Below are 24,709 nucleotides of genomic sequence, written 5' to 3' on the forward strand. Positions count from 1 at the left end.
CCGGGTCAGGCGAACTCGTGCGCGGCTGCCGCCGCGACCTCGACCGCCTGGGCTCGGTTGAGTCGCGGATCGCAGGCCGTGAGATAGCGCTCGCCGAGGTCGCCCGGTGCGATGGCGCCGCCGACGCACTCGGCGACGTCGTCGCCGGTGAGCTCGAGGTGCAGCCCGCCAGGGTGGGTCCCGACCGCCCGGTGGGCCGCGGCGTAGGAGCGCACCTCGGCCAGGACCCGGCTCAGGCGGCGTGTCTTGAGTCCCGAGCCGGTGGTCTCGGTGTTCGCGTGCAGGGGATCGGACAGCCAGACTACCGGGTGCCCGGTCGCCGCGACCGCCGCCAGGATCGGAGGCAGTCGCTCCGCCACCCGCTCGGCACCCATCCGCACGATCAGCGAGACCCGCCCTGGAATGCGGCAGGGATCGAGCTGCCGCAGGTAGGACAGGACCTCGGCCGGAGTCGCTCCCGGCCCGAGCTTGATGCCGACGGGGTTGTCCACCAGACCGAGCAGGGCGACGTGCGCGCCGTCGGCGTGGCGGGTGCGTTCGCCGATCCAGAGGAAGTGCCCCGATCCGCCGAACCATCCGGCCCCGGAGCGCCGGACCAGGGCCGACTCGTAGTCCAGCAGCAGCGCCTCGTGCCCGGCGAACACCTCGTGTGGACCCGTCCTCATCCGGTCCAGCACACTCGCCGCGTCCGCGTACGCGCGCAGCATCCGCTGCGGGTCGGCCGCGCGGGCGGCGCGGGTACCGGTCGCCGAGTTGACGATGTCCCCCCGGTAGACGGGCAGCCCGGCGGCGTCGACCGGGTTCGAGCGCGGCTTCGCGTACTGGCCCGCCATCCGAGCGATCCGCACCACCGGGGTGGCCGCGCCGCCCAGCACGTCGGCGACGGCGTCGAGCGTCTCGAGGTTGCCGGCCAGGTGCTCACGGGTGTTGCCGTCGAAGGTCTCCGCGCAGTCGCCGCCGTGCACGACCAACGCCTCCCCCCGCGCGACGCCGGCCAGGAGGGACTGCAGGCCCTGCACCTCCTGGGCGGTGACGAGCGGCGGCATGAGCGCGAGAGCCCGGCGGACGGCCGCGGCCCGCTGCGGGTCCGGCCATTCGGGCTGCTGGACCGCGGGCCGGGCGGTGGCGGCCGCGAGGTGCGCGCCGGCCGGACCGAGCGGGTCGGTCGCCGGGCCGGAAGCCAAGGAGGTCATACCGGGGAGAGCCTTTCGGAACCGAGGTGGCGGACGAGGTCGTCGACGAGGGCTCGCGCCCCGGCCGCGTCGCTCGCGCCGCCGAAAAGGTAGAAGTCCGGCCGGACCAGCGCAGCCACCGCGCCGGCCGCCGCGAGCAGGGGCAGGTAGACGTCGTCGTCGTCCCGGGCCGCCCCGAGCGGGTCGGCCCCGCGGGCCACCACCTGCACGGAGTGGGCCCCGAGTGCGGCGAGCCGGGCGCGCCGGGCCGGGTCGAGCAGCTGGTCGACGGGCAGGGTGGAGAGCAGCGCGAACCCGGTGCCGACGACGTCGTCGAAGAGCCCGGTCACGCCGCCGTACGTCACCGTGCCCTGCGGGCCGAGCACGCCGCCCAGCCCGGTCGCGTCCTTGCGGATCACCCCTCGGGTCAACGCGGTGACCGCGGGTTCGGCCGGTGCCCCGCGCGAGCGCGCGGCGGCGGCCGCCATGGCCGTGTCGCGGTCCGCGGCCGCCTTCGGGTCGGTCTGGCAGATGACCCGCCCCAGATTCATCGACATCCCGATGGCGTGCTGGACGTGCACCCTGCGTTCGGCGGTGTAGCTGTCCAACAGCTCCTGGGACGCCGCACCGCGAAGCACGAGGTCGAGCTTCCAGGCGAGGTTCGCCGCGTCCCGCAGCCCCGAGCACATCCCCTGCCCGGCGAACGGCGGCATCAGGTGCGCGGCGTCCCCGGCCAGCAGCACCCGCCCCGAGCGCCACTCGTTCGCGAAGCGCGCCTGGAAGGTGTAGACCGCGTGTCGGTCGAGGGTCGCGTTGCCCGGGTCGAGCCCGAACAGCCCGAGCAGCCGCCATGCGGATTCCGCCGTGCCGAAGTCCGCCGGATCCTCGTCCGGCAGCCGCATGAACTCCCAGCGACGGTGCCCCGGGCCGGCCGAGACCGCGGTGCGCGGTCGGGCGGGGTCACACACCTGCAGGTTGTTCGGCTCGAAGACCCTCCCGTCGTGCACGGTGACATCGCAGGTCAGCCAGTCGTTGAAGTAGCCGAAGTCGGTCACCGGGAGATCGAGGGCCGAGCGCACCGTGCTGTTCGCCCCGTCGCACGCGACCAGCCAGCGCGCTTCGACGACGAGGGGCTCCGGTCCGGCCGTCACCACCCGGACCCGCTCGGCGTCCTGGTCGAGCGCGACCACCTCGCGGCCCCGCAGCACCGTGACCCCCGGCAGGGACGCGGCGCGCTCGGCCAGCGCCGCCTCGAGGCCCGGCTGGTACACCGCGCTGGAGTCCGGATGACCCGACCTGCCGCGGTCGGAGACGTCCACCTCGAACAGCACGGTCCCCGTGCCGTTCTGCCAGACGTAGTCCCGCGAGGACTCCGCGACCTCGGCCAGCCGGTCACCGACTCCGGCGGCGGCGAGGATCCGCCCGGACTCGCCGTCGAAGGAGACCGCTCGGGGCATCGGGTAGGGCCGTGGCCAGCGCTCCAGCACCACGACCCGGCGGCCCGGGCGTGCCAGCAGCAGGGTCGCCACCTGCCCCACCGGACCGAAACCGACCACGACGACGTCGGCCTCCAGGCGGGGCTCGCTCACGCCGGCCGCCGCAGGATGTCCGCCACGGCGTCGTCGAGGTCCGCCTGGGTCACCAGCCCGCGCAGCGTGTCCTTCCCGTCGTCGACGACGAGCAGCCTGCGCCCGATGAGGATCTTCTGGCCGGTGTCGGTCGCCCGACCCCGCACGACCGTGCCCGCGCCCGCGAGGCGACGCGCGAACTCCTCCAGCCCGGTGTCCGGTCGCCGCCACTCGGACAGGGCGCGAGGGCGGGGGTGCAGCCGGTACACGGGCTGCCACTCCCCGACGCGACCACGCCGCTGCACGACCTGGTACCCGCCGTCGGGCACGACGCGGAAGTCGGTGCCCGCCTGGTGCTGCACCTCGTCGCTGAGCCGCAGCGGCTCCAGGTAGGAGGGCCCGACGAACCCGACGTCGACGAGCAGCGACTCGCCGTCGACCCGCGCGAAGGAGAGGACGTGCTCGAGGTCGGGGCCGAAGGAGCCGTCGACCTGGCGGATCCCGGCCGCGAGCACCCCCACCTCGTAGCCGAGCCGGGCCAGCAGCTCCCGGAACAGGCCGTTGAGCTCGTAGCAGACGCCCCCTCGGTCCCCGGTGACGATCTCGTCGAAGACCGCGTCGACGTCGATGTCGATCCCCGCCCACAGGGCGAGGCCCCGACCCGCGTTGAGCGAGCTGTCGTACGGGAGGGTCGCGAGGTGGCGGCGGTGCAGCAGGGCGAGCACCTCTCGGGTCGGTTCGGGCCGGCTCGACTGCCCGAGCACGGCGAGATAGCGGTCAACGTCGAACATCGGCGAGCTCCTGGGCGAGGTGGTCGGCGAGCAGCTGTGGCGTGGGGTGGTCGAAGATCAGCAGCGACGGCAGCTCCAGGCCGGTCCGTGCCGCCAGCCGGTCCCGCACCTCGACCGCGGTGAGGGAGGTGAACCCGGTCTCGAAGAACACCGCGTCCGGCGCGACGGCCTCGGGGCCGGAATGCCCGAGAACCGCGGCGGCGTCGGCGCGCACGATCTCCGTCAGCGCGGCCACGCGTGCGTCCTCGGGCAGGGCGGCGAGGTCCGGCTCCGGAGTCTCGGCCGCCGCGGTCTCGGTCTCTGGTCCTGATGTGGTCGTCACGGGGAAGGCCTCCGATTCGAGCCAGTACCGCCGGCGCCGGAAGGCGTAGGTGGGCAGGGTGGTCGGGCGGGTGGACGTGCGTGCGTAGAGCGGCGACCAGTCCACGGGAACGCCGTGGACGTGCAGGGTGGCGAGTGAGGTCAGGAACCGGGCCGGCCCGCCGTCCTCGCGGCGCAGGGAACCGGTCACGGCCGCGACGGCGCCGGAACCGTCGATGCTCTCCTGCACGGAACCGGTCAGGACGGGGTGGGCCCCGGCCTCGACGAACACCCGGAACCCCTGCTCGAGGAGGGACGCCGTGGCGGCGGCGAAGCCGACCGGACGCCGCAGGTTGCGGTACCAGTAGCCGCCGTCGAGGGCGGTGCCGTCGACCCAGGCGCCTTCCGCGGTCGAATAGAAGGGGATGGCGGACGTCCGGGGACGCACGCCTGCCAGGGCCGCACGCAACTCGCTCTCGATCTTCTCGACGTGGGCGGTGTGCGAGGCGTAGTCGACGGGGACCCACCGGGCCCGGCCGCCCTCCGCCTCCACCTCCGCGACCAGCTCCCGCACCGCGTCCGGATCGCCGGCGACGACGACCGAGCGCGGGCTGTTCACCGCCGCGATCTCGAGCGCGCCCGCCCGGTGCCGCAGCCGTTCGGTGACGTCGGCGGGGGTGCGCGCCAGCGAGGCCATCCCGCCGTGCCCGGACAGCGTCTGCGCGATCAGCCCGCTGCGCACCGCGACGACGAGCGCGCCGTCGGCGACCGACAGGGCACCGGCCACGGTGGCGGCGGCGATCTCGCCCTGCGAGTGGCCGACGACCGCGTCCGGCCGGATCCCGAAGGATTCCCACAGCCGGGCCAGCGCCACCCCGACCGCGAACGACGCGGGCTGGACCACGTCCACCCGGTCCAGGCCGGGAGCGTCGGGGGCCGCAGTGAGCACGGCGCGCAGGTCCCAGCCGACGTGCGGGTGCAACGCCGCGGCGATCTCGTCGATCGCCTCGGCGAAGCGCGGCCAGGCCAGCAGGTCGGCGCCCATGCCCGCCCAGTGCGTGCCCTGGCCGGGCAGGACCAGCGCGATCCGGCCGTCGACCCGGGCGGATCCGGTGACGACGTGCGGGGCCGGACGTCCTGCCGCCAGCGCGCGCAGCCCCGAGACCGCCTGCGCCCGGGACCCGGCGACGACGACGGCGCGATGAGCGAGCGACGCCCGCGTGGTGGTGAGGGACAGGGCGACGTCGGCCAGCCCGGCCTCCCCGACGTCGAGGGAGTCGGCGAGCCGGGCGGCCTGGGCCCGCAGCCCGTCGGCGTCCGCGCCGGACACCGCGAGCGGGACCGTGCCGGGCGGTGGACCCGTCGGGCCGTCGTCGACCGGTGCGGGCGGGGCCTCCTCCACGATCACGTGGGCGTTCGTCCCGCTGACCCCGAAGGAGGACACCCCGGCCCGGCGCGGGCCCGCACCCCGCCGCCAAGCCCGGGCGTCCGTCAGGAGTTCGACCGCGCCGCCCGACCAGTCCACGCGGGACGACGGGCGGTCCACGTGCAGGGTGGCCGGGAGAACGCCGTGCCGCAGCGCCTCCAGGATCTTGATGATCCCCGCGACCCCCGCGGCCGCCTGGGTGTGACCGATGTTGGACTTGAGCGACCCCAGCAGCAGGGGCCGATCGGCGGGTCGCTCCCGCCCGTAGGTGGCCAGCAGGGCCTGGGCCTCGATCGGGTCGCCCAGCGTCGTCCCCGTCCCGTGTCCCTCGACGGTGTCGACGTCCGCGGGTCCGAGGCCCGCGTCGGCGAGCGCGCGTCGGATCACCCGCTGCTGGGCGGGTCCGTTCGGGGCGGTCAGCCCGTTGGAGGCACCGTCCTGGTTGACCGCGGAGCCGCGGACGAGTCCGAGCACGGGATGGCCGTTGCGGTGGGCGTCGGAGAGCCGTTCGAGGAGGAGCACGGCGGCCCCCTCGGCCCAGCCGGTGCCGTCCGCGGCGTCGGCGAAGGCCTTGCAGCGGCCGTCCGGGGCCAGCCCGCGCTGGCGGGAGAACTCCACGAACGGCGCCGGGGAGAAGAGGAGCGCGACGCCGCCCGCCAGGGCGAGCGAGCACTCCCCCGCGCGCAGTGCCCGGGCCGCGAGATGCACCCCGACCAGCGACGACGAGCACGCCGTGTCCACCGTGATCGCAGGCCCCTGCAGCCCCAGGGTGTAGGCGACCCGTCCGGACACCACACTGCCGGAGTTGCCCGTGCCGAGGAAACCCTCCAGGCCCTCCGGCACCTCACGCAGCCCGGACGCGTAGTCGTGGTACATCACGCCGGTGTAGACGCCGGTGTCGCTGCCCTGCAGCGACGTCGGGTCGATGCCGGCGCGCTCCACGAGTTCCCAGGACAGCTCGAGCAGCAGCCGCTGCTGGGGGTCCATCGCGAGCGCCTCGCGCGGGGAGATGCCGAAGAAGCCTGCGTCGAAGTCGCCTGCACCGTCGACGAAGCCGCCTTCTCGCACGTACGAGCGGCCCGCCGCGCCGGGGTCGGGATCGTAGAGCGCTCCGAGGTCCCAGCCGCGGTCGGTCGGGAACCCGGAGACCGCGTCCCGGCCCGCGGCGACGAGCTCCCAGAGGTCCTCCGGCGAGCGGACGCCGCCGGGGAGACGGCAGGCCGCCGCCACGATCGCGATGGGCTCCGAGCGCGCCCCCGCGCCGTTGCGCAGCCGCTCGTTCTCCACCAACGCGGCTCGCAGAGCCGCCACCAGCCGGTCGTCGCTCATCGGCCGGCACCTCCCAACGCTCGGGCGATCAGGTCGTCCACCTGCATGGACTCGATGAGTTCGATCTCGTCGGCCCCGGCCGCCGCGGGCGCCTCGGGTTCGGGATCGGCCCAGAGCTCGTCGCGCAGCCGACGGGCGAGCGCCGTGGGGGTCGGGTGGTCGAAGACCACGGTCGCGGGCAGTACCACCCCCGCCGCGGCGGCGACCCGGTTGCGCAACTCGACGGCGGCGAGCGAGTCGAAGCCCGCCTCCCGGAAGGCCTGCGTGGCGGCGACGGCGTCGATGTCGGCGTGTCCGAGCACCGCGGCGGTGTGCCGCCGGACCAGCTCGACCAGCTCGCGGAGCCGGTCGGCGGCGGTTCGCGTGGCGAGCCGGTCCCGCAGGGAGGCCGGCGGGGCCGACTCCTGCGCGGCGGCGGCCGTGGCGCGCGGGACCCGGACGAGGTCGCTCAGCAGCACCGGCAGAGCGCCGGTGGCGGCCTGCCCGCGCAGGGCGGCGACGTCGAACCGGGTCGGCAGCACCACGGGGTCCGTCCCGGCGAGCCCGGCGTCGAAGAGCGCGAGGGCCTCCGCCGTCGAGAGCCCGCGCAGGCCGGCCCGGTCCAGCCGACGGCGGTCCGCCCCGGCGGTGAGGCCACTGGTCTCCGACCACAGCCCCCAGGCCAGCGACACCGCGGGGAGGCCCGCGGCGCGACGCCGGGCGGCGAGCCCGTCGAGGAAACCGTTGGCCGCCGCGTAGTTCCCCTGCCCGGGCGTGCCGAACGTGCCCGCGCCGGAGGAGAACAGGACGAGGTCCGCCAGCTCGGCGTCCCGGGTCAGCTCGTGGAGGTTCCAGGCGCCGTCGACCTTGGGACGGAACACCGCGTCGACCCGCTCGGGCGTCAAGCTGGTCAGGACGCCGTCGTCGAGCACCCCGGCCGCGTGGACCACCGCGGTCAACGGGCGCTCGGCGGGGATCGCGGCGAGGACGGCTGCCAGCGCCTGCCGGTCGGCGACGTCCGCCGCGGCGAACCGCACCTGCGCACCGAGCTCGGCGAGCTCGGCCCGAAGCGCGGGATCGTCGGCCGCGGTGCGCCCGACGAGCACCAGGTGCCGGACGCCGCGGGTGCGGGCGACGTGCCTGGCCACGGCGGCGCCCAGGGTGCCGGTCCCACCGGTGATCAGCACCGTCCCGTCGGGGTTCCAGGGCCGGCAGGCGCCCGCCGCGGACACCCGGGCGAGCCGGGGAACGAGGGCCTCGCCCGCCCGCAGCAGCACCTGCGGTTCGCCCGACGCGACGGCGGCGCGCACCAGGGGGTCCGCGGCATCGGCGGCCGCGACCAGGGTGATCCGGCCCGGGTCCTCCGACTGCGCGGTGCGCACCAGGCCCCACACGGTCGCGGTGACCGGCTCGCCGAGGTCCTCGCCGGTGACGACGACCAGCGGGCCGTCGACGGCGCGCAACGCGTCGAGCACCGTCGCGGTCGCCGCCCGCGCCGCGGCGGGCGGCGATCCCGGGACCGTCCCGGTGAGGTCGACGACGGCGGGCAGGGCAGTCGCTCCCCCGGCAGGCGGGGCAGGCGGGGCGGGCAGGGCCACCGGGCGCCAGACGACCCGGTAGAGGTCCTCCACCGGAGGCGTTCCGGCCTTCGCCGCGGGCCGCAGGGTCAGCGCGTCGACCGTCACGACGAGGCCGCCCGAGGGGTCCGAGGCTGCGAGCGCGAAGACGTCCGGGCCGAGCCGCCGCACCCGGACCCGCAGGGCGGTGGCGCCGGTCGCGTACACCCGCACCCCCTCCCAGGAGAAGGGGAGCAACCGCCTGCGGGCCTCGTCGGGCCGCACGAGGCTGGTGGCCTGCAGCGCCGCGTCCAGCAGGGCCGGATGGACCCCGAACGGGGGCCCGTCGACGATCGCCTCGGCGGGCAGGGCGACGTCGGCGACGAGCTCGTCCACGTCGCCGGTCCGCCACGCCGCCCGCAGGCCCTGGAAGGCCGGGCCGTAGCCGTAGCCGCGGTCGGCGAGGTCGCCGTAGAAGTCGTCGAGCCCGATCCGCTGTCTCGGCTCGGCGAGGACCTCCACGGCCCTGCGCTCCCCCGCGCCGAGGTGACCGCGGGCATGCCGGGTCCAGGCGTCCGGATCCGTGTCGTCCTGCCGTCGGGCGTGGACGCCGACCGGACGCCTGCCCGTGCCGTCGACCTCGCCCACGACCACCCGCACGTCGAGCGCACCCCGGTCCGGCAGTATCAGCGGCTGCTCGACCAGCAGTTCCTCGACGACCGGATGGCCGGACTGCTCGGCGGTGGGCAGCACGAGCTCCAGCAGCGCGGTGGCGGGCAGCAGGACCCGGCCCTCGACCGCGTGATCGGCCAGCCACGGATGGCGGGAGAGCGAGAGGACCCCGGAGCCGACGGCGCCGCCGGTCTCGGGCAGCGAGACCACCGCGTCGAGCAGTGGGTGGCCCGCCTCCCGGCCGTCGCCGGGGCGCAGCCAGTACCGCTCGTGGCGGAACGGGTAGGTGGGGAGCTCGACCGGCCCTGGTGGTTCCGCACCGAACGCCGGCCGCAGGTCCACCGGGACCCCGCGGACCCACAGTCGGGCGGCCGAGGTGAGTAGGCGGTCGAGGCCGCCGTCGTCGCGACGGAGAGTGCCGGTCACCACCGCGGGCTCCGCCGTACCGTCGAGCGCCTCCTCGATCGCGCCGGTCAGCACCGCGTGCGGGCTCACCTCGACGAACGCTCGGTGTCCCTCCGCGACCAGGGCCTCCACCGCCTCGCCGAACCGGACGGTCTGGCGCAGGTTCCGGTACCAGTAGGCCCCGTCGAGCTCCCCGTGCCGCACCCAGCGACCCTCCACCGTGGAGTAGAAGGGCACGAGCGGCCGCTCCGGGCGCAGCCCGTCGAGTGCCTGCAGGATCTCCGACTCGAGGCGCTCCACGGCGGCCGTGTGCGAGGCGTAGTCGACCGGGATCCGGCGGACCCGCACGCCCGCCCCGTCGAGCTCGGCGGCCAGTTCGCCGAGGGCGTCCCGCTCGCCCGCGAGCACCACCGACGAGGGCCCGTTCACCGCGGCGACCTCGGCGCGCCCCGCGGCCCGGGTCCGCGCCTGCTCCTCGGGCAGACCGACCGCCAGCATCCCGCCGCCCCCGGCCGGACCGGCGGCGATGGCGCGGCTGCGCGCGACGACGACCCGTGCCGCGTCCGACAGCGACAGGGCGCCCGCCACGTACGCGGCCGCGATCTCGCCCTGGGAGTGGCCGACGACGGCGTCCGGCACCACGCCGTGGGCCCGCCACACCGCGGCCAGCCCCACCGCGACCGCGAAGGACAGCGGCTGGACGACGTCCACCCGCTCCGGCCCGGGCACCGCCCGCACCTGTGCCTCCGGGTCCCAGTCGACCAGCTCGGCGAGTGCCGCGGTCGCCGCCCCGAAGGCCTCGGCGAACACGGGCGACTCGTCGAGCAGCGCCGCACCCATTCCGGCCCATTGAGCGCCCTGCCCGGGGAAGACGAGGACCGTGCGGCCGTCGACGTCCGCGCGTCCGGTGACGAGGTTCGCCGCGGGCTCGCCCGCGGCGAGCGCGCGCAGGCCGGAGGCGGTCTGGTCGGCGGTCGCCGCGATCACGACCGCGCGCTCCTCCAGCGCCGCCCGGGTGGTCGCGAGCCCGTGGCCCAGCGCCCGCGGATCCTGGTCGGCGAGGGCGAGGAGGCGTTCCGCCTGCGCCCGCAGGGTCGCGGCGGTCCGTCCCGAGATCGGCAGCGGCACCGCCGTGCCCGTCGGCTCCGTGCCCGTCGGCTCCGTGCGCGGCGTCTCGTCGACCGGTGCCTCTTCGAGCACCACGTGCGCGTTCGTCCCGCTCACCCCGAACGAGGACACCGCCGCTCGTCGAGGCCCCTCCGGCGCGGCCCAGTCCCGGTTCTCGGTGAGCAGCACGACGTCGCCGTCGGACCAGTCGACCTTCGCGGTCGGGCGGTCGGCGTGCAGAGTCCGGGGCAGCGTCCGGTGCCGGAGCGCGCCGACCGACTTCAGGATCCCGGCGACCCCCGCGGCGGCCTGGGTGTGGCCGAGGTTCGACTTGACCGAGCCCAGGTGGACGGGCCGCTGCGCGCTGCGGCCCTGCCCGTAGGTGGCGAGGACGGCCTGGGCCTCGATCGGGTCCCCGAGCGGTGTCCCGGTGCCGTGCGCCTCGACCAGGTCGACGTCGGCGGTCGTCAGGCCCGCGTCGGCGAGCGCGGCGCGGATGACCCGCTCCTGGGACGGGCCGTGGGGCGCGGTCAGGCCGGCCGAGGCCCCGTCCTGGTTGACCGCGGTCCCCCGGATCACCGCGAGCACGGGGTGCCCGTTGCGGCGGGCGTCGGAGAGGCGCTCCAGCAGCAGGAGCCCGGCGCCCTCGGCCAGGCCGGTGCCGTCCGCGCCGTCGGCGAACGCCTTGCAGCGCCCGTCGCGGGCCAGGCCGCGCTGACGGGCGAAGTCCACGAACACCTCGGGGGTGCCCATGATGGCGGCGCCCCCGGCGAGCGCGAGATCGGTCTCCCCCGAGCGGAGTGAGCGCACCGCCAGGTGCACGGCCACCAGCGACGAGGAGCACGCGGTGTCCACGGTCAGAGCAGGGCCGTGCAGACCCAGGGTGTACGAGATCCGCCCGGAGGCGACGCTGCCCGAGTTCCCGATCCCGAAGTAGCCCTCCAGCCCCTCCGGCAGCGTGACCCGGTTCGCCGCGTAGTCGTGGTACATCAGCCCCGTATAGACCCCGACCGGGGCGCCGCGGAGCGACGTCGGGTCGATCCGGCCTCGCTCGAACGCCTCCCAGGCCAGCTCCAGCAGCTGTCGCTGCTGGGGGTCGATCGCGAGCGCCTCGCGCGGGGAGATGCCGAACAGGGCGGCGTCGAAGCCGCCCGGATCCTCGAGGAAGCCGCCTTCGGTGGTGTAGGTGGTGCCGACGCGGTCGGCGTCGTCGGCGAAGAGCGCGTCGAGTGGCCAGCCGCGGTCGGTGGGGAAGGGCGCGACCGCGTCGCGGCCCTCCGCCACCAGCCGCCACAGGTCCTCGGGGGTGCGCACCCCGCCGGGTAGCCGGCAGGCGCCCGCCACGATCGCGATCGGCTCGGAGCGGGCCGTCTCCAGCTCCTGCAGCCGGGCCCGCGCCCGGCGCAGCTCGCCGAGCGTGACCTTCAGGTACTCGCGCAGTCTGTCGTCGTCCGCCATCGCTACCGTCCCAGTTCCTGATCGAGGAGCGCGAAGAGTTCGTCGTCGGTGTCGGGGTCGAGGTCCGCCCCGGTGGGCGCCGCCCAGACGCGGGCCAGCTCGGCGAGCCGGGTGGCGACCCGCTCCCGGACCTCGCCGTCCGCCGCCGCCAGCGCTCGTTCCAGCCGGTCGAGCTCCACCAGGGCGGGGTCGGCGGTCGCGTCGATCCCGAGCCGCTCGCGCAGCACCGCGGCGAGGGCGACGGGATTCGGGTGGTCGAACACCGCCGTGGCCGGGAGGCGCTCGCCGGTGGCCGCGGCGAGCCGGTTCCGGAGCTCCACGGCCGTGAGCGAGTCGATACCAATCTCGGTGAAGGCCTGCCCCGGACGCACCGCCGCGGGCCCGTCGTGCCCCAGCACGTCCGCGGCCAGACCGCGGACGAGGTCCAGCACGGACCGCTCCCGTGCCGCGGGTTCCAGCCCCGCGAGCCGGACGCGCAGCGCCGCCGGGCCGTCCCCGCCCTCGTCGTGCGCCGTGCCGCGGCGGGTCCGCGACGGCCGGACGATTCCCCGCAGCAGGGGCGGGGCCTCCGGGAGCCGCCTGATCGCGTCGAGGTCCAGCGCCGTCGCGACGAGCGCGGGTTCGGCCGCGGCCAGGCCGGCGTCGAGGAGGGCGAGGCCCTCCGCGTCGGAGAGCCCGGCCTCGCCGCCGCGCGCCAGCCTCGCGCGCCCCGCCGCGTCGAGCGCACCGGTGAGCGCACTGGCCCGCTCCCAGAACCCCCAGGCCACGGACACCGCGGGGAGCCCGGACCCCGCCCGCAGCCGGGCGAGCCCGTCGAGGAACCCGTTGGCGGCCGCGTAGCCGGCCTGGCCCGCGCTGCCGAACGTGCCCGCCCCCGAGGAGAACAGCACGAACGCGGCGAGGTCTCGGTCCCGGGTCAGCTCGTGCAGGTGCCAGGCGGCGTCCGCCTTGGCCCGGAACACGGTATGCAGCCGGGCCGGGGTCAGGCCTTCGACGACGCCGTCGTCGAGCACGGCGGCCGCGTGCACGACCCCCGTCAGGTCCGGGACGGCCTCCAGGAGCGCCGCGACCTGGGCCCGGTCCCCGACGTCCGCGGCGACGAGAGTGACCTCGGCGCCCAGCCTCACGAGCTCCGTCCGGAGCTCCTCGGCGCCGGCCGCACCGGGCCCGCTGCGGCTCACCAGGAGCAGCCGCCGCACCCCGTGGTCCGTGACGAGGTGCCGGGCGACCAGGCCGCCCAGCGTGCCGGTGCCCCCGGTGACGAGCACCGTGCCCGCGTCGAGTCCCGGCACCGTCGCGGCGGGTGCGGTCGACACCGCCACGAGCCTCGGAGCCGTGAGTTCCCCGTCCCGGAGCCGCAGCTGCGGCTCACCCACCCGCGCCAGGGCAGCCGGGGACGGGGTCGGGTCGTCGGTGTCGACGAGCACGAATCGGCCCGGGTGTTCAGTCTGTGCGGACCGGACGAGTCCCCACACGGCCGCCGTGGCGGGGTCCTCCGTACCCCGGGTCAGGATGACCAGGGGCTCCGCGGACCGCCCGTCCGCCGACGCCAGGTGGGCCTGCACGCCGGCGAGTGCCGACTCGGTGAGCGCCCGCGCCCGCGTCAGGTCGGTCTCACCGGGGGCGTCCGTGAGATCCAGGACGGCCGCCGCGCCACCTGCGGTGGACGCGCTGACCGGCACCCACTCGGTGCGGTACAGCGCTCCCGCGCGTGGTACCGGTGCCGCGCGAGGGGTGGGCCGCAGGACGAGTTCCTCCAGCGAGGCCACCGGGACACCCGTCGGGTCCGCGACGCTCACGCGGACGCCGTCGGTGGTCGGCGCGGCGTACACCCGCAGTGCGGTCGCCCCCGTCCGGTGCAGCGCGAAGCCGTGCCAGGCGAAGGGCAGCAGGACCTCGTCCAGACCCACCTGCGGAGCGGCGCCCAGGTTCGCGGCCTGGAGCGCGGCGTCGAAGAGGGCCGGGTGCAGCGCGAAGGAGCCGCCCCCCGACTCCGGCGTAAGCGTGACCTCGGCGAACACCTCGGCACCGCGGCGCCACGCCGCCCGCACGCCGTGGAACGCGGGCCCGTACTCCAGCCCCGCCTTCGCCAGCCGCGGGTAGAACGCGTCCACGTCGACGGGCTCGGCGTCGGTGGGCGGCCACACGGCGGGTACCGAGTTCCGGCCGATCTCGCCGGCGAGCTCCGCGACCACCCGGCCGCGGGCGTGGCGCGTCCAGTCGCCGTCGCGCCCGGTGTCCTCAGCCCGGGCGTGCAGCTCCACCTCGCCGTCCGCGGTCACGGTCACCTGCAGCTGCAGGGCACCCCGTTCCGGCAGCACCAGTGGGACCTCCACCACGAGTTCCTCGACGGCGGGCAGGCCGGCCTCGTCGGCGGCCCGCACGACGAGCTCGAGCAGCGCGGCGCCGGGGACCAGGACCGTCCCCGCGACCGCGTGGTCGGCCAGCCACGGGTGGGTCGTGAGCGAGACCCGGCCGGTCGCCACCGCACCACCCGCACCGGGCAGTCCGACGACGGCTCCGAGCAGCGGGTGCTCCGCGGGCTCGAGGCCGGCTGCCCGCACGTCCCCGGTGCCGCCGGGCACCGGGTCCAACCAGAACCGGTGGTGCTGGAACGCGTAGGTGGGCAGCACCGTCGGCGGCGCGGTGGACAGCGCAGCGGGCTGGGCGCCCGTGAGCAGCGGGGACCAGTCCACGTCGATGCCGCGGACCGCGAGCGCCGCGGCGGCGGCGAGGAACCGCGCCGGGCCGCCGTCGTCGCGCCGCAGGGTGCCGGTCACCACGGACGGGTGGTCGTGCCGGTCGAGCTCCTGGGCCACGTCGAACGTGAGCACCGGGTGGGCACCGACCTCGATGAACGCCCGATGCCCGGCTCCGACCAACCCCGCGAGGGCGTCACCGAACCGGACCGGGCTGCGCAGGTTGCGGTACCAGTAGCCCGCGTCGAGCGTGTCCCCGGAGACCCAGCCACCCTCCACCGTGGACCAGATCGGCACCGTGCCGGCCCGCGGGGAGATCTCGGCCAGCGCGGCGACGAGGTCGGCCTCGACCGACTCGACCTGGGAGGTGTGCGAGGCGTAGTCGACCGGGATCCGGCGCACCCGAACCCCCTCCGCGCCCAGGACCTCCAGCACCTCGTCGAGGGCCTGCGGGGGTCCGGCCACCACGACCGATCCCGGCCCGTTGACCGCGGCGGTCTCGAGCCCGGGCCGGGAGCGGAGCCGTTCGGCCGCGTCGGCCGCGGGCAGGCCGACCGAGACCATGCCGCCCCGCCCGGCGAGCCGCTCCGCGATGAGCCTGCTTCGCAAGGTCACGACGCGCACCGCGTCGTCCAGGGTGAGCGCCCCCGCCACGTGCGCGGCGGCGACCTCGCCCTGCGAGTGCCCGACGACGGCGTCGGGCTCCACCCCGAGCGAGCGCCACAGCCGCGCGAGTCCGACGGCGACGGCGAACGACGCCGGCTGCACCACGTCGACCCGCTGCAGGGAGGGCGCTCCAGGCTCGGCGCGCAGCACCGCCCACAGGTCCCAGTCCACGAACCGGGTGAGCGACTCGGCCACCTCGTCCAGCGCCGCGGCGAACACCGGCGACGACGCCGCGAGCTCGGCCCCCATCCCGGCCCACTGCGTGCCCTGCCCCGGGAACACGAACACCCGCCCACCGGTCACGTCGGCCTCCCCGGTGGCGACGCCGACTCCCGAGCGCAGTCCGGCGATCCCGTCCTCGCGGGTGGCCGCCAGGACCACCGATCGGTGCCGGAGCGCCGACCGCCGCCCCAGCGAGACGGCGACCTCCGCCGGCCCGAGGTCCGGGTGCTCGTCGAGGAAGTCCGCGAGCCGCGCGGTCTGCGCGGCCAGCGCCTGCTCGGTCCGCCCGGATACCGACCACACCGCAGGCCAGGCGACGGGTGCGTCGGCAGGCCGCCCGGCGGCAGGCCTGCCACGCTCGACCGCCGGCGGCTCCTCCAGGATCACGTGGGCGTTGGTGCCGCTGACCCCGAAGGCCGACACCCCGGCTCGCCGCGTCCGCTCCCCCACGGGCCACTCCCGCGGCTCGGTCAGCAGCTCGACCGCGCCGCTCGCCCAGTCCACGTGCGAGGACGGCCGGTCGACGTGCGCGGTGGCGGGCAGCCGCCCGTGACGCAGCGACTCGACGATCTTGATGACGCCGGCGACACCCGCCGCGGCCTGGGTGTGACCGATGTTCGACTTGACCGAACCGATCAGCAGCGGCGCGGTGTGCGACCGCTCGCGGCCGTAGGTGGCGAGCAGGGCCTGAGCCTCGATCGGGTCGCCGAGCGCCGTGCCGGTCCCGTGGGCCTCGACGGCGTCGACGTCCGCACCGGACAGGCCTGCGTCCGCCCACGCGGCCCGGATGACCCGCTCCTGCGAGGGCCCGTTCGGGGCGGTGAGCCCGTTGGACGCGCCGTCCTGGTTCACCGCGGTGCCCCGGACCACGGCCAGCACGGGATGGCCGTGCCTGCGCGCGTCGGACAGCCGCTCGAGCAGCAGGACCCCGACACCCTCGGCCATCCCGAAGCCGTCGGCGCCGTCGGCGAAGGCCTTGCACCGGCCATCCTGGGCGAGCCCGCGCTGGCGCGAGAAGCCGACGATGCCGTCGAGGGTCGACATGATCGACACGCCGCCCACGAGTGCCAGCGTCACCTCGCCCGCAGCCAGCGCCCGGCCGGCCAGGTGCAGTGCCACCAGCGACGACGAGCAAGCGGTGTCGACGGTGAGGGCAGGACCCTCCAGCCCTAGTGTGTAGGCGATCCGGCCGGACAGCACGCTGCCCGCGTTGCCCGTCACCAGGTACCCCTCGTCGGCGCCCGCGCCACGTTGGTCGCCCGTGCCGTAGTCCTGGCCGTGGGTGCCGACGAACACCCCCGTGGGGCTGCCGCGCAGGCTGGCGGGGTCGATGCCGGCCCGCTCGAGGGTCTCCCAGGACACTTCGAGGAGCAGCCGCTGCTGCGGGTCCATGGCCAGTGCCTCGCGCGGGTTGATGCCGAAGAACTCCGCGTCGAACCCGGCCACGTCGTCGAGGAAGCCGCCTGCGCGGACGTAGGTCGTGCCCGAGCGGTCGGGGTCGGCGGCGAACACCGAGTCGAGGTCCCAGCCACGGTCGGTGGGGAAGGGGCCGATGGCGTCACCCCCGGACTCGGCGAAGCGCCACAGGGCCTCCGGTGAGGTGATGCCACCGGGGAACCGGCAGCCTGCGGCCACGATGACGATGGCGTCGTCGTCCGCGGACACCGCCGGGCGGCCCGGGGACGCGACCGCGGTCTCGGGACGGCGGCCGAGCAGCTCGCCCAGGAGGTGCCTGGCCAGTGCCTCGGGGGTCGGGTGGTCGAACACCACGGTGGCGGGAAGCCGCACGCCGGTGCTCGCCGTGAGGCGGTTCCGCAGCTCCACCCCGGTGAGTGAGTCGAACCCCAGGTCCTTGAAGGCGCGTGCCGAGTCGACGGCGTCCGCCGTGCCGTGCCCGAGGACGGCGGCGACGTGCGCCCGGACCTCGTCGAGGACGGCCGCGGCCCGATCCCCCTCGGGCAGACCGGCGATCCGCCCGGACAGGCCGGTGGTGGTCCGGGTCGCGGCCCGCCGCGGGACCAGGTCGCGCAGGAGCGGGGGCACCTCGCCGGAGGTGCGGACCGCGCCGAGGTCGAGCCGGATCGGCACCAGCGTGGGCCGATCGCCGACCAGTGCCCTGTCGAACAGGGCGAGGCCCTGCTCGTCGGACAGCGGCAGGGTGCCCACTCGGGCCATCCGGGCGAGGTCGGCCCCGGCGAGCCGCCCGCCCATCCCCGCCTGCTGCTCCCACAGCCCCCAGGCGAGCGCCGTCGCGGGCAGGCCGTGGGCGTGACGGAGGGCGGCGAGGCTCTCCAGGAAGGCGTTGCCGGCCGCGTAGTTGGCCTGTCCCGCCCCGCCGAAGGTCGAGGCGGCCGAGGAGAACAGCACGAACGCCCGCAGGTCCCGCCCCGCGGTCAGCTCGTGCAGGTGCCAGGCCGCGTCCGCCTTCGTGCGCACGACGCGATGCCACCGCTCGGCGTCCAGGGCGGCGAGGACGCCGTCCTGGACGATCCCTGCCGCGTGCACCACGCCGACGAGCCGGTCCCCCACGAGGTCCAGGGCGTCGGAGAGTACAGTGCGGTCCGCCGCGTCGCCGGTCACCGCGTGGACGACGGCACCTGCGCGCTCCAGCTCGTCGCGCTGCGCGTCGGGGAGCCCGGACCGGGTCACGACGACTAGCTCGGGCACCGCGTGCGTCGTCACCAGGTGCCGCGCGATCAGCCGCCCCAGCCCACCGGTCGCCCCGGTCAGGAGCACCGCACCTCCGGCGAGGTCGACCGGGTCGCGGTACGGTGCCTCCGCACGGCGCAGGCGCGGCACCAGGGCGACCCCGTCCCGCACGGCGACCCGCGGCTCGTCCCCGTCGACGGCCAGCCCGGTGCGCACGCCTGCCTCGTCCACCCGGTCGAGCTCCAGCAGCCGGATCCGGCCCGGGTGCTCGGACTGGGCGGAGCGCACGAGCCCGGCGACGGTGTCCCCCGCCGGGTCGCCCGCCTGCACGGCGACGACGAGTGCGCGCGTAGCGAGCTGCTCGTCCGCCAGCCAGCCGGCCAGGGTGGTCAGGGCGCCGAGCCCGGCGGCCCGCGCGCGTTCCGGCACGCCGAGGTCCGCCGCACCCGTCCCCGGCACCAGGACGGGCGTGTCCGGGCCAGCCGGGTCCTCGTGTGGGCTCAGCAGCCGGAACTCCCCGGAGGCGCCTCGTACGGATGCGGCCACCCACCCGATCTCGAACAGCGAGTCGTCCCGTGCGGCCGGGACGGGCCGCAGCACGAGCCGGTCGACCTCCAGGACCGGGGCACCGGACGGGTCACTCGCGCGAAGTGTGATCGCGTCCGGCCCGGCGGGCGCGAGCGTCACGTGCAGCGTGCGGGCTCCGGTGGCGTACCGCCGGGCGCCGGACCAGGAGAAGGCCAGCCGCGCCCGGTCGCCCCCGTCGAGCAGGTCGGTCACCGGCACCGGATGCAGGGCGGCGTCGAGCAGGGCCGGGTGGAGTCCGTAGCCCGCGTCGTCCACCTCCTCGGGCAGCGTGATCTCGGCATGCACCCGCTCGCCGTCTCGCCACACGGCCCGCACCGCGTGGAAGGCGGGCCCGTAGTCGACGGTCAGGCGCTCGTAGAGCCCGGCGACGTCGACGGCCTCCCCCGCGGGCGGCCACGGCGTGTTCCCGGTCGGTGGCGTGAGCGGGTCGGCGAGGAGGGAACCGGTGGCGTGCTCAGCCCACGGCTCCTCCGGTCGCGCGCGCACGTGCACGGTCACCGCACGCCGTCCGTCCTGCTTGGGACCGATCTCGACCTGGACGTCGATCGCGCGCGTGGCGGGGACCCGGATCGGCACGGAGACCGTGAGCTCCTCGACCACGGGCGCACCGAGCCGGTCCCCGAGCGCGGCCACCGCGTCGAGCAGCGCCGTGCCGGGCAGCAGGACCACGCCGTCGACCACGTGGTCGGCGAGCCAGGGATGCTCGCGGAGGGACACCCGCGAGACGGCCAGGACGGCATCCCGACCCGCGAGCGGGACGACCGCGTCGAGCAGTGGGTGGTCCGCCGCCTCGATCCCGGCGGCCGCCACCCCCGCCGCGCTTCCCGCGGCCACCGACTCGAGCCAGTAGCGCTCCCGCTGGAACGGGTAGGTGGGCAGGTCGACCCGCGTGGCGCCGGTCCCGGCGAAGACCGGCGCCCAGTCGACCGGCAGCCCACGCACGAACAGCGCCGCCGCCGAGCGCAGGAATCGGTGCAGGCCGCCGTCGTCACGGCGCAGGGTGCCGGTGACGACCGCACGGGCGACGTCGTGGCGTTCGAGGCCCTGCTCGATCGGGTAGGTGAGGACGGGGTGGGGGCTGACCTCGACGAAGGCGGAGAACCCGGCGTCGACGAGGCTGTCGACGACCGCGCCGAACCGGACCGGCCTGCGCAGGTTCCGGAACCAGTAGTCGGCGTCGAGCTCCTCGCCGGAGAGCGGGGAGCCCTCCACCGTGGACCAGAACGGGATCCGCGCCCGGGTGGGCCGCAGGCCGTCCAGGGCGGCCAGGATCTCGGGCCGCGTCGGATCGACCGCCGCCGTGTGCGACGCGTAGTCCACCGGGATCATCCGGTTCCGCACGCCGTCGTCCTCCAGTTCGGCGGCGAGCTCCGCGAGGGCGGTCCGCTCCCCCGCCAGCACGACAGCGGCCGGTCCGTTGACCGCGGCGACCTCGGCCCGGCTCCCCGCTCGGGCCACCGCCTCGGCCTCGGTGAGCGAGACGGCGAGCATCCCGCCGCGGCCCGCGGGCCCGGACGCGATCGCCCGGCTGCGGGCGACCACGACGCGCGCGGCGTCGGCCAGCGTGAGCACCCCGGCCACGTGCGCGGCGACGACCTCGCCCTGGGAGTGCCCGACGACTGCGTCGGGCACGATCCCGAACTCGCCCCACAGCCGCGCGAGCGCGACCCCGACGGCGAAGGACGCCGGCTGCACCACGTCCACCCGCTCGAGCGAGGGTGCGCCCGGCTCGGCCCGCAGGACCGCCCAGAGGTCCCAGTCGACGAGGGGTGCCAGCGCGGCGGCGACCTCGTCGACGGCCTCGGCGAACACCGGGGAGGACTCGGCCAGCTCCGCACCCATCCCGACCCACTGCGCGCCCTGGCCCGGGAAGACGAACACCGTTCGACCCGCGACGTCGGCGACCCCGGTCACCGCCGTGGTCGGCGCGGCCGAGGCGAGCTCGTCCAGCCCGGCCAGCGCCTCCCCGAGGGTCGAGGCGACGACGACACCGCGGTGGTCGAGCGCCGCGCGCGTGCTGGTCAGCGACCACCCGACGTCGGCGAGCGTGTGGTGCTCGTCCGCCGCGTCGGCGGCATCGACCGCGGCCCGTACGCGGGCCGCGAACGCGTCCCGTGCCGCGGCGCCTCGGCCGGTGACCACCCAGGGCACGGCGGCGGGCGCCACCCGGGGCACGGACACCGAGGCCTCCTCGACGGCCTCCTCGACGATCACGTGCGCGTTGGTCCCGCTGACCCCGAACGAGGACACGGCAGCGCGTCGGGGTTCCTCCCCCGCGGCCCAGTCGCGGGCCTCGGTCAGCAGCTCGACCGCCCCGCTCGACCAGTCCACCCGGGCGGACGGGCGGTCGACGTGCAGGGTGCGCGGCAGCGTGCCCGCCCGCAGCGCGCCGATCACCTTGATGATCCCGGCGACACCGGCCGCGGCCTGGGTGTGTCCGATGTTCGACTTCAGCGAGCCGAGGTGCAGCGGCCGGTCCGCGGCCCGCTCCCGACCGTAGGTGGCCAGCAGGGCCTGCGCCTCGATCGGGTCCCCCAGCGTGGTCCCGGTCCCGTGGGCTTCGACGAGGTCGACGTCCGCCCCGGAGAGACCGGCGTCGGCCCAGGCCGCGCGGATCACCCGCTCCTGGGCCGGGCCGCTCGGCGCGGTCAGCCCGTTCGAGGCGCCGTCCTGATTGACCGCGGTGCCCCGCACGACGGCCAGCACCGGATGGCCGAGCCTGCGCGCGTCCGACAGCCGCTCGAGCAACAGCAGCCCGGCGCCCTCCGACCACCCGGTGCCGTCGGCGGTGTCGGCGAAGGCCTTGCACCGCCCGTCCGGGGCCAGCGCGCGCTGGCGGGAGAACTCCAGGAAGACACCCGGGGTCGCCATGACGGCCGCGCCGCCGGCGAGGGCGAGCGTGGTCTCGCCGCTGCGCAGCGACTGCACCGCCAGGTGCAACGCGACCAGCGACGACGAGCACGCGGTGTCGACCGTGATGGCGGGCCCCTCGAGCCCCAGCGTGTAGGCGATCCGCCCCGAGGCGACGCTCCCCGCGGTCCCGATGCCGAGGTAGCCCTGGACCTCGTCGGGGACCTGGTCGTGCCGGCTCGCGTAGTCGTGGTGCATGACCCCGGTGAAGGTGCCGACCTCCGCCCCCCGCAGCGACCGCGGGTCCACCCCTGCGCGCTCGAAGGCCTCCCAGGCCAGCTCCAGCAGCAGCCGCTGCTGGGGGTCGGCGGCGGCGGCCTCGCGCGGGGAGATGCCGAAGAGGTCCGCGTCGAAGTCCGCGGCGTCGTAGAGGAACCCGCCGCGGCGGACGGAGGTGCGCCCGGGGAGCCCGGGCTCGGGATCGTAGAGGCCGTCGGTGTCCCAGCCCCGGTCGACGGGGAAGTCGCCGATCGCGTCGCGCTCCTCCGCGACGAGTCGCCAGAGGTCCTCCGCAGACGTGACCCCGCCGGGCAGCCGGCAGCTCGCGGCCACGATCGCGATGGGCTCGCCGGGGGCGGCCGTCCGCTCCCGGACCGAGGCGGCGGACGTCCGCCGGCCCCGCAGCACCTCGTCGAGATGGTGCGCGAGGGCGCTCGGGGACGGGTGGTCGAAGGCCGCCGTCGCGGACAGGGTGACCCCGAAGTACTCGGCGAGTGCGGTACGCAGCCGGACCGCGGCGAGCGAGTTCAGGCCGAGCTCCCGGAAGGGCCGGTCCGGGTGCAGGTGTGCGGGATCGCGTACGCCCAGGAGGTCGGCCGCGGACGCGCGCACGGCGTCGACCAGCGTCCGGCGGCGTTCGGTCTCGGTGAGTCCGACGAGCCGGGCCCGGCCCGCGCCCGAAGGCCCGGTCGGCTGTTCGAGGACGAGCGTGCGCAGCGCGGGCACCGCCTCGGCCCGACGCCGGTCCAGGCGCAGGGCGACCAGGTCGCCGGGAGGCTGGTCGAGGGCGGCGTCGAACGCCGAGAGCAGGTCGGCACCGTCCAGGGGCAGGGTCGCCTCGAGGCCCGTGTCCGCCGCGTCGAGCACCGTCGGCCCGACGGCGAGCACCGTCGTGGGCAGTCCCTCCGCGCGCCGGGCCGCCGCCCAGTCGAACCGGGCGCGAGCGGGCCCCGCGGTGCCGTACCCGTCGGCCGGGCTCAGCGCGGTCAGGGCCACGACGGCCGTCTCGGGTTCTGCGGCCGCGACGTCCGCCAGGACCTCGGCGACCCGCAGCGGATCCCCGTGACCGGGCGTCTGCACGACGGTGCCGACACGACCGCCCGCCGCACCCACGGCGAACCGCACCAGCTCGGGGTCGCTCGCGGCGCCGGCCATCACGACGACCCGGGCTCCCGACCGGCGCAGCTCCTCGGCGAGTGGCCCGGCGCCGTCGTCCTGGCCCCACTCGCTGAGCAGCACGACCTCGCGCACCCCGTGCGCCCCGACGAGATGGGTGGTCACCGCCGCCGCCAGCGCCGACTCCGCACCCGTGACCAGCACCGGGTCGGTGAGCCGGACCGCCGTGCGCGCCTCGGCCGTGGATACGCGGACCAGGTGCTCGCCCTCGACGCGGAGCAGGTGCTCGTGGTGGCTCGCGCCGCTCGCGGCCAGTCGGGACGGTCGCTCGGCGAGCAGGTGCCGGGTGACCTTGCCCGACGCCGTCCGCGGGACCTCTGCGATCAGCCGGATCTCCTCGGGCACCTTGAACGGGGACAGCTCCGTGCGGCACGCGGCCAACAGCGCGCCCGCGTCGATCCCGGCGGGACCGGCCTGGCCGGGGACCACGTACGCGACGGGGACTTCGCCCAGCACGGGGTGCGGGCGACCTGCGACGGCCACGTCCCGGACGCCGGCGCCACGCCGCAGCACGGTTTCGACCTCGGCGGGGTGGATGTTCTCCCCACCCCGGATGATCAGCTCCTTGATCCGCCCGGTGACGGTCAGGAACCCGTCCCCGTCCCGACGGGCCAGATCGCCGGTGCGGTACCACCCGTCGGCGAACGCGGCCGCCGTCTCGGCGGGGCGCCGGTGGTAACCGACCGCGACGCTGGGCCCGCGGACCCAGACCTCGCCCTCGGCGCCGGTCGCGGCGTCCACGCCGGTCGCGGTGTCGATCAGCCGGACCTCCAGTCCCGGCACCGGCTGCCCGCAGGAGCCGTCCACCCGGGGCCCGTCCGGGCGGACCATGGCGATGGAGCCGCAGGTCTCGGTACTGCCGTAGGCGTCGAGCAGCGGCACCCCGAAAATCTCCTCGACGTCCGCCCGGAGCTCGGCGGTGGTCACCGCGCCGCCGACGAGCCCCACGCGCAGGTCCGGAGCGGTGAAGCCGGTCTCGCGGGCCGCCGCCACGAGGTGGTGGTAGACCGTCGGCACCCCGGCCAGGAAGGTCGTGCGGTCCTCCCGCAGCGCCGCGAGGACCTCGTCGGCGGCGAACCCGTCGAGGATGCGGGAGGTGGCGCCCACCGAGACCACGGCGAGGAAGCCCGCGATGTGGGACAGGCTGTGGAACAGCGGCAGCGGCCACAGCACCCGGTCGTCGGCGGAGAGCCCCGGGATCGGCACGTAGCAGGAGGCGACGGACCAGAGGGCGTTGCGCTGGGTCGAGAGCACGCCCTTCGGCAGGCCGGTCGTCCCGGAGGTGTAGAGCATCCACGCGTGCTCGTCGAGCCCGAGGTCGTCGCGGGCGGGCTCGTCGGGCGTCGCGGCCGCCAGCGCTGCGAAGGACTCGGCGCCGTCGGGTGCCGTCCCCTCGCCCGTGACGAGAACTCGGACGTCCGGGCCTGCCACGAGGTGCACGAGGGGGAGGCGCACCCGGTCCGTCACCACGACCCGCGCACCGCTGTCTCGGAGCAGGTGATCGAGCTCGCCCGCGGTGACGTGCGGGTTCACCGGGACGCCCACCGCCGCCGCCCGGGTGGCGGCCAGGTAGCTCTCGATCACCTCGACCGAGTTGCCGAGCAGGATCGCCACCCGCTCACCGCGGGCCAGCCCGCCTGCCACCAGGTGCCCGGCGAGTCGGCCCGTTCGGGCCTCGAGCTCGGCGTAGGTGACCGCGCGCCGCGCGTCCCGGAACGCGATGGTGGTACCCGATCCCGCCGCGTGCGCCCGCAGTGTGTCGGGCAGGGGGCGGATCAGCTCGCTTCGCATGGTCTCTCGTTCTCCTCGGCCGCCGG

6 protein-coding genes are annotated in these 24,709 nt (G+C 76.3%); all 6 read right to left on the reverse strand.

Going from position 1 to position 24,709, the window contains the following annotated elements; all coding sequences use genetic code 11:
* Nucleotides 1-5: 5 nt before the first annotated feature.
* From BLS43_RS26645 to BLS43_RS31390, 6 genes are read right to left on the reverse strand one after another with little or no spacing between them, the layout of a single operon-like run.
* Entirely contained in the window at nt 6-1,193 is a 1,188-nt protein-coding gene (locus BLS43_RS26645; RefSeq protein ID WP_093089463.1) for a 3-deoxy-7-phosphoheptulonate synthase, read from the reverse strand.
* Nucleotides 1,190-2,761, reverse strand: a complete 1,572-nt coding sequence (mhpA, locus tag BLS43_RS26650; RefSeq protein ID WP_176921567.1) for a bifunctional 3-(3-hydroxy-phenyl)propionate/3-hydroxycinnamic acid hydroxylase MhpA — start codon at nt 2,759-2,761, stop codon at nt 1,190-1,192. The genes BLS43_RS26645 and mhpA overlap by 4 nt, the downstream gene beginning before the upstream one ends.
* Entirely contained in the window at nt 2,758-3,531 is a 774-nt protein-coding gene (locus BLS43_RS26655; RefSeq protein WP_093089464.1) for an arylamine N-acetyltransferase family protein, read from the reverse strand. The genes mhpA and BLS43_RS26655 overlap by 4 nt, the downstream gene beginning before the upstream one ends.
* Nucleotides 3,518-6,586: a type I polyketide synthase gene (locus BLS43_RS26660; protein WP_093089465.1), complete on the reverse strand. Its 3,069-nt coding sequence runs from the start codon at nt 6,584-6,586 to the stop codon at nt 3,518-3,520. The genes BLS43_RS26655 and BLS43_RS26660 overlap by 14 nt, the downstream gene beginning before the upstream one ends.
* Nucleotides 6,583-11,850: a type I polyketide synthase gene (locus tag BLS43_RS30675; RefSeq protein ID WP_425438578.1), complete on the reverse strand. Its 5,268-nt coding sequence runs from the start codon at nt 11,848-11,850 to the stop codon at nt 6,583-6,585. Before BLS43_RS30675 ends, BLS43_RS26660 begins: the two co-directional genes overlap by 4 nt.
* Nucleotides 11,766-24,683 carry a type I polyketide synthase gene (locus tag BLS43_RS31390; protein WP_093089467.1) on the reverse strand — a complete coding sequence of 4,306 codons (12,918 nt, stop codon included), beginning with the start codon at nt 24,681-24,683 and terminating at the stop codon, nt 11,766-11,768. The genes BLS43_RS30675 and BLS43_RS31390 overlap by 85 nt, the downstream gene beginning before the upstream one ends.
* Nucleotides 24,684-24,709: the final 26 nt, after the last annotated feature.

Source organism: Pseudonocardia oroxyli, from assembly GCF_900102195.1.
GTDB lineage: Bacteria > Actinomycetota > Actinomycetes > Mycobacteriales > Pseudonocardiaceae > Pseudonocardia > Pseudonocardia oroxyli.